Consider the following 12626-nt stretch of genomic DNA (forward strand, 5'->3'; position numbering starts at 1 on the left):
TGGGTCAAAGCGGCAAGGGCGCCGATTTCACCGTTGTAAAACCCGCCGACTGGCCGGGCACTCCCATATCAGGCTGACCCGCGCCGACCGTGACGCGATATTTTCCCGCCATCACCTGCCGTGTCCCGTCGATCGCCACCGCGCTCAGGTCGCGTGGCGACAGGTCGAACGTCACGGTGCGTTGCTCGCCAGGCTTGAGCGTCACACGCTGGTAGCCGCGCAGCGCGACGCGCGGCACACCGGGCTGGTCGGGGAAGTTGAGGTAGAGCTGCGCGACCTCGTCGCCGGCGCGCGTACCAGTATTGCTGACCTCGGTCGTCACCTGCAGTCCGGTCTCCGCGCCGCCTGCAGCCGGTGTCACGACGAGCGGGGCATACGCAAAGGTCGTGTAGCTCAGCCCGTAGCCGAACGGGTAAACCGGGGTGCCGATGAAGTAGCGATATGTCCGCCCCGACATCGTGTAATCGTCGAACGGCGGCAGGTCGGCGACGCTGCGGTAGAAGGTCAGCGGCAGGCGCCCGGCGGGGTTGGTCTTGCCCGACAGGACGTTGGCGACGGCGAGCCCGCCGGATTGCCCCGGATACCACGCCTCGACGATCGCCGCGGCATTGTCCTTCGCCCAGGCGAGGTTGATCGGGCTGCCGTTCATTGCGACGACGATCAGCGGCTTGCCGGTCGCGTGCGCACGCTCGAGCATCGCCATCTGCTCGGCAGGCAGGTCGAGCGAGGTCTTGTCGCCGCCCTTGAAACCGGGAACGTCGGTGCCGGTCTCCTCCGCCTCGAGGTCGGAGGTCAGGCCGACCACCGCGACGATGACGTCGGCCGAGCGCGCCGCCGCATCGATATCGGCGTCGGGCTGGGCTGAGATCAGCTTCCAGACGAGGTCGGTATTGCCGAAGCCGCGCGCGGTCGAGACGACGCGCAACTTGTAGCGATGCCCCTTTTCAAGTGTCACCGTCTTCAGCGTCGCTAGCGGGCCGTGGTGCTCGGCGACATCGAGGAAGGTCTGGCCGTCGAGTTCGACGAGGCCGGTGCCGCCGATGCCGAGGCGGTAGCTGCCGGTCACGGGCGGCACGAGGAAGCCAGTCCATTCGGTGCGGTGATAGTCGTTGACCGTCGCGAGCTGCAGCCCGCGGCTCGCGACGTCGGCCTCGCGGCGGGTGACGACGGGCCGGTCCAGATAGCGCAGCGCCGCCATTTGTTCGCGGTCGGTGCCGGGCGCGAACGGCAAAGTCGGCGGGGTGACCGGATTGAAATAGCGGACCAGCAACCCCGGCTTGCCGTCGGGCGCACGCAGCGCCTCGGCGGGCACCCGGTCGCCGTCGGTGATCGACTCGCCGAACGGGACGAGCGTGACCGACGACGCACCGACCGCACAGCGCAAACCGTCGACGACAGAGATCGGCGGGGCCGATTGCGGCGACGAATAATTGCCGCGCAGTACGCGGGTCGCGTCGCCGAGCGGGCCGATCACCGCGATCCGGACACCGGCGCGCAACGGCAGGACGCCGTCGTTCTTGAGCAGCACGAGACTCTTTTCGGCGGTCTTGAGCGCGAGCGCGCCATGATCTGCCGTGCCGATCGCGCTGACCGGAATGACCCCCGGGGCCTGTGCGATCCCTGGCAAGTCGCCGTTGCGGATGCGGGCGGAGAACAGCCGGACCAGCGTCTGGTCGAGGTCGGCGGGCGACAGCAGGTTGCGTGCCACCGCCTCGCCGAAGCGATCGGGCAGGCCGCCGATATCGCCGATCGTCTGGGTGTTGCACTCGTTGTCGACCCCGGCCTTCATCGCGGCGGCGACCGCGGTTGCCTGGTCGGGGGCGTATTTATGGTTGTCCGCGATGTCCTTCACCGCGTCGCAATCCGACACGACATAGCCGGTGAAGCCCCACGCGCCGCGCAGATGATCCTTAAGCAGCAGGTCGCTCGCGCAGGCCGGCTGGTCGTCGATGCGGTTGTACGCGCACATGATCGACCCGGCGCGGCCCTCGACGATCGCGGCGCGGAAGGCGGGGAGATAGGTGTCCTCGAGGTCGTGCGTCGAGACGAAGACGTTCGCCATGTGTCGCGTCGACTCGGGCCCGCTGTGCACCGCGAAATGCTTGGGCGTCGAGATCACGTCAGGCAGATCCGAATTGGGACCCTGCATGCCGGTGACGAAGGCGACCGCGGTGCGCGCGGTCAGGAACGGGTCCTCGCCATACGTCTCCTGACCCCGGCCCCAGCGCGGATCGCGGAAGATGTTGATGTTGGGCGACCAGGTGTCGAGCCCGGTGCCGATGCGGCCGAGCTTGCCGGTCTGGCGTCCGAGTGTGTGAATTGCGCGGACCTCGACGCTGATGACGCCGGCGACGTCGTGGACTAGCGGCACGTCGAAGGTGGCGGCAAGCCCGATCGGCTCTGGGAAATTTGTCGTCGGCATTGCACCGATCCCGCCGTGGAGCGACTCGGTCCACCAGTTATACGCCGGGATGTCCAGGCGGGGGATTGCGGGCGCGACGTTGAGCAGCTGCGGCAGCTTTTCGGCGAGCGTCATCCGCGCGACGATCGCCGCAGCGAGTTCGTCAGCGCGCGCTCGGATCGGGCTGACGGTAGCGGTAGCAGACACGGCGGCGGGTACGGTCTGCGCTGATGCAGGCGATGCCACTGCGGCGATCCCCGCCAGCAATGCCGCGCGGAAGCTCGATGCCAACTTCGCCATGGTGATCCCCTATCCAATTGTCGGACTTATTTTTGTTTGGGCATGCGGTCGCAATTTGATCGCCGCCCGTCAAGCCTGCTACGTTAGCGCTCTCATTTCGTCGGCACGATAATCGGCGATTGGGGCGGGGAGGATGTTCGAATGATATCGATTGATGCGCGGCAAGGGATCTTGCAGGGGCTGCGATGGGCAACCGCTTCGGCGCTCACGTGTGCGACGCCAGCTCTGCATGCACAGGTCGCCACGAACATCCCGCCCGCCGTCGCCGGGGCGCCGCACCTGACCGCCGAGCGGATCAGCGTTCATGGCCGTGCGCTCGAGGGAAATCTGGAGGGCGACTCGCCCGATCGTGCAGTTCTGGTGGTCTTGCCGCCGGGCTACGCCAAGCACCCGAAGCAGCATTATCCGGTGCTGTATGCGCTCCACGGCTATTCGATCGGTGCCGAGCAATGGACCAGCGAAATTCACGCGCTCGATACGATCGCCAACGCCTATGCCACGGGCGTGCCGGAGATGATCGTCGTTTTCCCCGACAGCAAGACCGTCCATAATGGGTCGATGTATTCGAGCTCGGTGACGACGGGCGACTTCGAGATGTTCATCGCGCGAGATCTGGTCGCGTATGTCGACGCGCATTATCGCTCGATCCCCGACCGCGCGTCCCGGGGCCTCGCCGGGCATTCGATGGGCGGCTACGGCACAAGCCGGATCGGCATGAAGCACCCCGACGTGTTCGGCGCGCTGTACATGATGAGCCCGTGCTGCCTGTCGGCGCGGACCGCCGATCAGTTCGACCCGGCGATGGCTGCGCAGCTTGCCGGCGTCACCGCGCTCGCGGACTCGGCGAAGCTGCCGTTCTTCGCGCGGGCGCAACTGGCGAGTGCCGCGGCTTGGTCGCCGAACCCGACGAAGCCGCCGCTGTTCCTCGATCTTCCGGTGAAGGACGGCGTCGTTCAGCCCGACGTGCTGGCGAGGTGGGCAGCGAACGCCCCGCTCGCGTTCGTCGATCAATATGTCGGCAACCTGCGCCAGTATCGGGCGATTGCGCTCGACGTCGGCGATCAGGACAGCCTCAAGGACGACACCCGCAAATTGCACGAGGCGCTCGACCGCTACGGCATTGCCAATAGCTTCGAGATTTACCCCGGCACCCACGTCAGCAACGTCGCGTATCGTTTCGAGGATTATGTGCTGCCGTTCTTCGGCAAGCAGTTGAAGCGTTGATGAGATCGCGCATTCGTTGCCGGCTTGGCGTCGCATTGGCGATGGTGTTCCCGGCAGCGGCGATTGCCGGTCCGCTCGACCCGACCGGGCAATGGACCGCCAACCAGCGCGGTGACGCGCCGCTGCCGCCGATGGGCTGGAGTTCGTGGAACGCCTTCCACACCGACATCACCGAGGAGAACATCCTCGCCTCGGCCGACGTGCTGGTCCGGTCGCAGCTTGCCGCGAAGGGCTATCGTTATATCGACATCGATGACGGTTGGTGGCTGAAGCGGCGCCAGCCCGACGGTCGCATCATCATCCGGACCGTCAATTTTCCATCGGCGGTGATGCCCGACGGCAATCCGAGCTTCCGCCCGTTGACCGATAAGCTGCACGCGATGGGGCTTAAGGCGGGAATCTACAGCGACATCGGCCGCAACTCGTGCAGTCAGGTTTTCGATACGACCGCGCCGAACCAGCCCGAAGGCAGCGTGATCGAGCGTGAGATCGGGCTATACGGCCACGTCGATCAGGATATCCGGCTCTCCCTCGGGGAATGGGGCTTCGACCTGATCAAGGTCGACGGTTGTGGCATCCGCGGCTTGCCGGCGAGCAATCCCAAAGTGCAGTCGGGACTGTACCGCGCATTTCCGCCGCTGATCGACGCCGACTCGCTAGCCCGGACCGACGTCGCGGCGGTGCGGCTGCTGTACGGGGACGTCGCCGATGCCGTCGCGCGGGTTCGCCCGGATGGACATTATGTTTATTCGCTATGCCTCTGGGGTTCGGCCGATGTGCGCGCTTGGGGTAAGGATCTCGGCAGCGTTTCGCGGACCAGCGAAGACTTGTCACCGACATGGGGCAGGATGCTCCACAACCTCGACACGGTCAGCCGCCGCGAACTGTACGGACACCCCAATTCGTGGAACGACGCCGATATGCTGTTTGTCGGCAGCGGCGATTTCGACGAGAATCACCTGACCGAGGCGCGCTCGCACTTCGCCTTGTGGGCGATGGTCAACTCGCCGCTGATCATTGGCTATGACCTGCGCCATGCGGCACCGGCACTGATCCACCTGTTTGGCAACGCGCGGGTGATCGCGGTCAACCAGGACCTGGCGGGCAACCAGGCGACGATCGTGTTTGACTCGGACGAGGTGCAGATCTTCGTCAAGACGCTGAGCGACGGGCGCAAGGCGGTGGCGCTGTTCAACCGCAGCGGCCTGCCGGTCGATGCGACGCTGACCGCCGAACATCTGTCGTTCACCGATGCCGACGACGTCGAACTCACCGATCTGTGGTCGGGCGCGACATCGCAGTTCCGTAAGGAGCGTGATGTCCACCTCGCGCCGCGCCAGACGGTGATCTTCACCGCGCATGGCACCCGGCAACTTCCGGGCGGTCTGTATTTAGCCGAACAGCCGGGCAGCGTGAATCCTGCGGTCGACGGCGTCGAGGTGCCGACCCCCGATCCGCTCGTCCACCGCGCGCCATTGCCGTGGCTCGGCACGCACCACGGCGGCGATTTCCCACGCTACGGCGGCTGGGGCGGGACGAGGGTGGGGCGGACGCCGTACGATCAGCCGCCGATGGTCGCCGGACAGCCGTTGAGCCACACGATCGGCGTCCTCGCGAATTCGAGGCTCGAAGTCCGGAACGCGGGATTTTCACGTTTCTCTATGCGGATCGGGGTCGACGATTCGACATCAGATAGAAAGCGGTCTGTGACCTTTTCGATCTACGGGGACGGTCACTTGCTTGCGCGCTCGCGGCCGATGCGTGTCGGTGACGGAGCCCAGTCGCTCACAGCCAATGTTGCCGGGGTCAAAATAGTCGAACTTGTCACGGTGAGCGATGGCACCGGTGGCTCGCCGATTTCGGCAGACTGGGGTGAGGCAGCGCTGACGCGTTAGTCTGCGCCACCGTTCCGTCACGGGCCGTTTTCCAGCCGCTTTTGTCGGCACCAGAGTCGCGCAGACCTCAAACTCGATCTTTGGTCGAATACCGTACCTGGCGATGGTTTGTTTCGTCGCACCGGGAACACGTTGGAAATGGCGCGGTTAACGCTCCGATCTTTGAGCGAGATATGGCCAGTCAAACTCACAACCACGATGACGCACCCCCACTGACGTCGAAGCATAGCGATGTCGTAACCGACGCCGCAGAGTCGCTTGACCTCACAGTTGGCGATAGCGTCTCGACCCGCTCTGTAACAATCAACAAGCCACAGGCCGAGTTGTTTGCGTTCTTCCGCGATTTCTCCAACCTGCCGAAATTCATGGAGAATATCGAACGCGTCGACGTCATCGACGCAACGCGGTCGCACTGGGTCGTCAAAGCCCCAGTTGGCGAGATTGTCGAATGGGACTCGACGATTACCGAAGAGTCGCCGCCGTCGTCGTTCGCCTGGACGTCCAAGGGAAACATCCCGAATAGCGGCCGGGTCGATTTCCGCGACGCCGGACCGCGCGGGACCATCGTCACCGCCATGATCGCCTATGACCCGCCGGGCGGAACGATCGGAAAGCTCATCGCCAAGCTGTTCCAGCGCGAACCCGCGCTCCAGGCGCGGCGCGATCTTCGCCGGTTGAAGCAGTTGATGGAGACCGGGGAGGTGTCGACCAACGCTCGCACCGCTGCCGCGCTCGCCAAAGAGAAGGAATAGATCGATGCGCGCACTGACTTGGCACGGCAAGCATGACGTTCGTGTCGATACTGTCGACGATCCCGAGATCCTCAACCCACGCGACGCGATCATCAAAGTTACATCGACCGCGATCTGCGGTTCCGATCTCCATTTGTACGACGGCTTTATTCCGACGATGCAGAAAGGCGACATTCTCGGCCATGAATTCATGGGTGAAGTCGTTGAGATCGGTTCGAAGAGCACGCTCAAGAAGGGTCAGCGCGTCGTCGTCCCGTTCACGATCGCGTGCGGCTCCTGCTACCACTGCGGCAAGAAGCAGTTCTCGGCGTGCGACAACGGTAACCCGGCTGACAATCAGGACATTGCCGAGACGCTTTACGGTCAGCCGATGTCGGGCCTTTTTGGCTACAGTCACATGACCGGCGGCTATGCGGGCGGACAGGCGGAATATGTCCGGGTGCCTTACTCGGACACCGGCCCGATCGTCATCCCCGACGGGATCGAGGACGACAAAGTGTTGTTCCTGTCCGACATTCTGCCGACCGGCTGGATGGCGGCGGAAAATGCCGACATCGAACCCGGCGACACCGTCGCCGTGTGGGGTTGCGGTCCGGTCGGGCTGTTTGCAATCCAGTCTGCCTTCTTGCTCGGGGCGCATCGCGTCATCGCGATCGATCACTTCCCGCACCGGCTCGAGCTCGCGAAGAAGTTTGGCGCGGAGACGATCAACTTCGAGGACAGCAAGGTGTCGGAGGCGCTGATCGAGATGACCGGCGGCATCGGCCCCGACGCGGTGATCGATGCGGTCGGGCTTGAGGCCCATGGCTTCTTCGTCGACAACGTCATCGACCAGATCAAGAAGACATTGCTGCTCGGGACCGACCGCGCGCATTCGATCCGCCAGGCGATCGTCGCGTGCCGCAAGGGTGGTCGGGTGTCGATGCCGGCGGTCTACGGCGGCTTCATCGACAAGTTCCCGCTCGGAGCCTTCATGGAGAAGGGGCTGACGCTCAAGACGGGGCAGACCCACGTCCAGCGTTACCTCCCGGCGCTGCTCACCGCGATCCTCGAAGAGAAGATCGATACGACGTTTCTGATCAGCCACCGGATGGCGCTCGAGGATGCGCCCAAGGGCTACAAGATGTTCCACGACAACCAGAACGAAGTCACCAAGGTCGTGCTCAAGCCCGGCATGGCCACAGCAGCTTAAGGAGTATCCGCATGTCCGATCGTAAATTCGCCGTCATCACCGGAGCATCGACCGGCATCGGTTTCGAACTTGCCGAACTCGCCGCGAAGAATAGCTATGACCTGTTGATCGTCGCTGACGAGGCGAAGATCGAGGAAGCGGCGACGCATATCCGTACGCACGGAGCCAATGTCGTCGCCCTTGAGGCCGATCTCGCGACGATCGAGGGCGTCGACAAGCTGCTCGCCGCAGTCACGGGTCCGATCGACCTGCTGTGTGCCAACGCGGGCCGCGGACTGGGTCATGGATTTCTCGACCAGAAGGTCGACGACTGGCGCCGCGTGATCGATACCAACATCACCGGCACGCTCTACCTGTTGCAGAATGTGTTGAGCGACATGGTCGCGCGTAACGACGGCAAGGTCCTGATCACCGGGTCGATTGCCGGCTTCATCCCGGGCGCGTTCCAGGCGGTCTATAACGGCAGCAAGGCATTCATCGACAGCTTTGCCGATGCGATCCGGAACGAGCTGAAGGAGAGCAAGGGCGTGAGCATCACGACCCTGATGCCGGGGCCGGTCGAGACCGAGTTCTTCGATCGCGCCGGCATGATGGACACCTCGGTGGGCGCATCCGACACCAAGAGCACCGCCGAAGATGTCGCCAAGGATGGTTGGGACGCAGTGATGGCGGGCGAGGCGCATATCGTGTCGGGCTGGAAGAACAAGATCCAGGCGGCGGTGGCGCATGTTACGCCGGCTGCGGTTCTTGCCGAACAGCACCGCAAGATGGCCGAGCCCGGCACTGCAGACAGCTAAGACGAACGTCTGAGAGGAAGCGGCGGCGGCATCTGGTCCGCCGCCGCTTCGCTATGACTGCACGGCGAGTTCGTCCTGAAGGCGCTAAGCAACAGCCTGCTTCCGCCCAAGAGCGATCAGCAGCGCGGCGGCAACCAGCGACCCGGCGCCGACGATCGCAATCGAGAGCGCGATGCTCGTTCCGGCGGCGATGAGGAACCCGCCGATCACCGGACCAAGAACCGCCCCGGCGCGGCCGATGCCGATCGCGAGGCCGGTGCCGGTGACCCGAAGCTCGGGGGGAAACGACCGGGCGAGCAGCGCGTAGAGGCCGACGATGCCGCTGTAGACGCAAACCCCGGCGAGGAATGCCATGCCCTGGAGCGCGGCTAATCCCGAGACGTGGCCGATAGGAAATGGAAGGCGACGAGCAAATTGAGATCAAAGCGGTCGAGGCGCATCCATCAATTCCATTTGTGATCAATCATCAAAACTAAAAACTCGACGAATATGCAAGCGTCTGCGAGTTCGCCGTTCGGCCCGGAAGAGGCCATGTGATTTGGGGAGACGATGGAAGTCGCCTTCGGCACCGCGCCGATCGTAACCGACAAGCCTTTGATGTACCAAGGGATGTCCGACCGCTTTTATGGCCCCACCGACCCGGTGCCGTTCATCGACGAGGCGGGAGGCATCGACTTCGAGGGCGAGTTCGGCGTTGTCGTCGATGCTGTGCCGATGGGGATTTCCGCCGCCGACGCGATGGCGCACATCAAGCTGATCGTCCAGATAAACGACTGGTCGCTGCGTGCGCTCGCGGTGCCCGAGATGCGGACCGGCTTCGGCTGGGTCCAGGCGAAGCCCGCATGCTCGATGGCGCCGTTCGCGGTGACCCCCGATGCGCTCGGCGAAGACTGGCGCGACGGTCGCGTCGGGCTCGACCTGACGATCGAATGGAACGGCAAACCCTTTGGCCGGGCCAACGGTCGTGAAATGGATTACGGCTTCCATGACCTCGTTGCACATGCGGCCGGGACACGCGACCTTGTCGCCGGCACGATCATCGGCTCGGGCACCGTCGCCAATAAAGGCTATGCCAAGGTCGGGTCGAGTTGCATCTCCGAGCGGCGCGCGATCGAGATGATCGCCGATGGTGCCGCGACCACCGGGTTCATGAAGTTCGGCGACCGCGTGCGGCTCGAAGCGAAGCTGCCCGACGCCTCGGCCCCGTTTGGAGCGATCGATCAAGTCGTGGTGCGCCGGTAAGCTGAGCCAACTCCATCGCAAGTGGCGTTCATCTGTCGAGTTTCACCCGCGCCGTAACCGACAGGCCCGGGCGCAGCAGACCGGCCCCAGGCTGGTTCGGATCGAAGCGGATGCGGACACCGACGCGTTGCACGATCTTGGTAAAATTGCCGGTGCCAGGTTCGAACGGCAAAAGCGCAAAGCTCGCACCCGACCCCGGAGCAAGGCTCTCCACCCGACCGTAGAGATGGGTGCCGGGCAGGGCATCGGCATCGATTGTGACCCGTTGGCCGGGGCGAATTTGCGCAGTCTGCGTCTCCTTGAAGTTGGCTGTGACATACAGATCGTGGAGCGGCACCAGCGTCAGAAGTCGCGTGCCGGGCTGGACATAATCGCCGACGCGGACCTGACGGTTGCCAACGGTGCCGTCGATGGGGGCAAGGATCGTCGCGTGCCGGCTGTCCTGCTGGGCCAGGTCGAGTGCCGCATCGGCTTGGGCTGCGCGGGCACGGGCGGTCTGCAACGCCGCCTCGAGACCGGCGCGCTTGGCGCGGGTCACTCCGGCGGTGGCGTCCGACACCGATAGCAACGCGCGGGCGCGAGCGGCATCCTGTTCGGCAGTCACGGCGGCGGCGGCATAGGTGTCGGCTTCGCGCCGGGCGACAGCCCCGCTCGCGACAAGGGCATCGAAGCGGCGGCGGTCGGCCCCGGCGCGGCTTGACTGCGCGTCGGCAGAGCGGATGGCGGTGCGGGCGGCGACGGTCTCCGACGATGCGAGGCGCTGCTCGGCGTCGAGGCTGATAATCGCGGCGCGGGCTGAGGCAACTCCGGCGGCGGCATCGGCAATCGCGGCGCGGGCCTGCGCCTCCTTTGCGGCAAACTCTTCGGGATCAATCCGGATGATCGGCTGGCCGGCGCAGACAGATTGGTTGTCGCGGACCAGTACTGCGGCGACGAGCCCGCGGACCTTGGGCGCGACCGACGTGGCGTCGGCAGCGACATAGGCGTCGTCGGTCGACTGGCTCGACGGTGCGGCGGTGATCCATAGCGCCCCGCCGGCGGCAATCGTGATCGCGACCACCGATGCCAATATCGTCCGGCGCGACGGGCGCGGCAGGCGCCGTCGCCGGGGCGTCGCCTCGATCGTCCCGCTCGTCGTCATCGCATCCATCGTCGGACCCTTGCGCCAATCATATGACGAGCATAATATGACGGCTGTCATCCTACAAGAGCCTGTGCTGAATGAGCGCGACAATCACCAGAGCGCCGCCCGCGGATCCGCTCGCGTTGCCGTTGTCGCGCAAGTATTTGATCTTCGGCATTCTCGCCTTTGGCCAGTTCATGGCGCTCCTCGACATCCAGATCGTCGCGGCGTCGCTCAACGGCATTCAGGCGGGCCTTTCGTCAGGGCCCGACGAGGTGAGCTGGGTCCAGACCGCCTATCTGATGGCCGAGCTGGTGATGATCCCGTTTTCGGCGTTCCTCGCGCAAGCGATGTCGACGCGCTGGCTGTTCGCGACATCGGCGGCATTGTTCACGCTCGCCAGCATCGCCTGCGGCTTCGCGTGGAATATCGAGTCGATGATCGTATTCCGCGCCGTTCAGGGGTTCGTCGGCGGCGCGATGGTGCCGAGCGTGTTCGCGGTCGGCTTCACCATCTTTGAGGGCAAGCAGCGCGCGCTGATCCCGGCGATCCTCGGCATGGTTTCCGTGCTCGCGCCGACCCTCGGGCCGACGGTGGGCGGGATCATCACCGACACGATCGGCTGGCGCTGGATCTTCTTCATCAACGTCGTGCCCGGCATCGCGGTGGCCGTGCTGACCGTCCTGATCGTCGACGTCGACCGCGGCGACCGGGCGATGTTCGGCCGGATCGACTGGTCGCATCTGATTGCTATGGCGGTGGCGCTCGCGGGACTCGAATATGTGCTCGAGGAGGGTCCGCGGAAGGACTGGTTCGGCGACCCCGTCATCCTGCTCGCTGCGTGGTTCTCGTTCGTTGCGTTCTGCCTGTTCGTCGAGCGCTCGCTCTATTCGAAGAACCCGATCGTGCGGATCTCACCGTTCCGCAACCGGACCTTCGCGTTCGCCTGCGTCTTCAACCTCGTCATCGGGTTCGGCATCTATTCGTCGACCTATCTCGTGCCGGTGTTCCTCGGCCGAGTCCGCGATTTCAACAGCCTGCAGATCGGTACTACCGTGTTCGTCGTCGGCTGTGGCCAGTTGGTCAGCACAATCTTCGCCGCTTGGGCGTCGAACAATATCGACCGCCGCATCGTCATCGCCATCGGGCTGTCGGGCTTCGCGTTCAGCCTGTGGCTGACCTCGCATCTCGGATCGGACTGGGGCTTTGACGAACTGCTTGTGCCGCAGCTTGTGCGCGGGCTGTTCGTCATGCTGTGCATCGTGCCGAGCGTGAACATGGCGCTCTCGGCGTTCCAGGGGCCCGAGCTGCGCTCGGCATCCGGGCTGTTCAACCTGATGCGTAACCTTGGCGGCGCGATCGGCATCGCCACCGTCAACACCTGGCTCGGCGACAACACGCGGATTCAGGCGCTGCGCTTCGGCGAGGCGCTCGCCGCGAATAGTCGCGGCGCGCAGGAGACGGTCGCCGCGTTGGCGCAGCGCCTATCGGCGGTAACTCCCGATGCCGCCCACGCTCTCCAGCTGGCACAAGCGAGCTTCGCCCGGACCGTTGCGCGCGAGGCGCTGACGACCGCGTTCGACGACGTCTTCCGCGTCATGGCGTGGATGTTCGTCGCGGCACTGGTGATGGTGCCGTTCTGCAAGGTGCCGAAGAACGCCGCGCCGGTCTCCCCCGCCGATGCCCATTAGGAGCCGACC

9 protein-coding genes and 1 pseudogene are annotated in these 12626 nt (G+C 64.8%); 7 read left to right on the forward strand and 3 right to left on the reverse strand.

Going from position 1 to position 12626, the window contains the following annotated elements; all coding sequences use genetic code 11:
* Positions 1-4: 4 nt before the first annotated feature.
* Positions 5-2701: a glycoside hydrolase family 3 C-terminal domain-containing protein gene (locus KZX46_RS13915; protein WP_219774497.1), complete on the reverse strand. Its 2697-nt coding sequence runs from the start codon at positions 2699-2701 to the stop codon at positions 5-7.
* A gap of 141 nt (positions 2702-2842) precedes the next feature.
* Between KZX46_RS13915 and KZX46_RS13920 the strand changes: the two genes are divergently transcribed.
* The 5 genes from KZX46_RS13920 (at position 2843) to KZX46_RS13940 (ending at position 8561) form a co-directional block, all read left to right on the forward strand.
* Positions 2843-3925 (forward strand): alpha/beta hydrolase family protein, encoded by a 1083-nt coding sequence (locus KZX46_RS13920; protein ID WP_219774498.1) that lies wholly within the window; start codon positions 2843-2845, stop codon positions 3923-3925.
* Complete coding sequence (locus KZX46_RS13925; protein ID WP_219774499.1) at positions 3925-5820, forward strand: NPCBM/NEW2 domain-containing protein; 1896 nt, start codon at positions 3925-3927, stop codon at positions 5818-5820. The genes KZX46_RS13920 and KZX46_RS13925 overlap by 1 nt, the downstream gene beginning before the upstream one ends.
* A 173-nt stretch (positions 5821-5993) precedes the next feature.
* A complete protein-coding gene (locus KZX46_RS13930) occupies positions 5994-6572 on the forward strand; it encodes an SRPBCC family protein (RefSeq protein WP_219774500.1) in 579 nt (192 codons plus the stop codon).
* Positions 6573-6576: 4 nt separating this feature from the next.
* Positions 6577-7764, forward strand: a complete 1188-nt coding sequence (locus tag KZX46_RS13935) for a zinc-dependent alcohol dehydrogenase (RefSeq protein WP_216707409.1) — start codon at positions 6577-6579, stop codon at positions 7762-7764.
* Positions 7765-7775: 11 nt separating this feature from the next.
* Positions 7776-8561, forward strand: coding sequence for an SDR family oxidoreductase (locus KZX46_RS13940; protein WP_219774501.1), 786 nt, complete (start codon positions 7776-7778; stop codon positions 8559-8561).
* Positions 8562-8645: 84 nt separating this feature from the next.
* On the opposite strand, the gene KZX46_RS13945 is transcribed toward KZX46_RS13940, so the two are convergent.
* The gene (locus KZX46_RS13945; RefSeq protein WP_219774502.1) at positions 8646-8915 is read right to left on the reverse strand and encodes a hypothetical protein; all 270 of its coding nucleotides are present in this window, start codon (positions 8913-8915) and stop codon (positions 8646-8648) included.
* A 186-nt stretch (positions 8916-9101) separates the two neighbouring features.
* Here KZX46_RS13945 and KZX46_RS13950 point away from each other — a divergent pair.
* Positions 9102-9803, forward strand: a pseudogene (locus KZX46_RS13950) (fumarylacetoacetate hydrolase family protein); the annotation flags it as partial.
* Between the two features lie 28 nt (positions 9804-9831).
* Here KZX46_RS13950 and KZX46_RS13955 read toward each other — a convergent pair.
* Positions 9832-10953 (reverse strand): HlyD family secretion protein, encoded by a 1122-nt coding sequence (locus tag KZX46_RS13955; RefSeq protein WP_216707429.1) that lies wholly within the window; start codon positions 10951-10953, stop codon positions 9832-9834.
* Positions 10954-11024: 71 nt separating this feature from the next.
* Here KZX46_RS13955 and KZX46_RS13960 point away from each other — a divergent pair, with 71 nt between their 5' ends.
* Positions 11025-12617, forward strand: a complete 1593-nt coding sequence (locus KZX46_RS13960; RefSeq protein ID WP_219774504.1) for a DHA2 family efflux MFS transporter permease subunit — start codon at positions 11025-11027, stop codon at positions 12615-12617.
* Positions 12618-12626: the final 9 nt, after the last annotated feature.

Origin of the sequence: Polymorphobacter sp. PAMC 29334 (genome assembly GCF_019431245.1) — a bacterium.
Lineage (GTDB): Bacteria > Pseudomonadota > Alphaproteobacteria > Sphingomonadales > Sphingomonadaceae > Polymorphobacter_B > Polymorphobacter_B megasporae.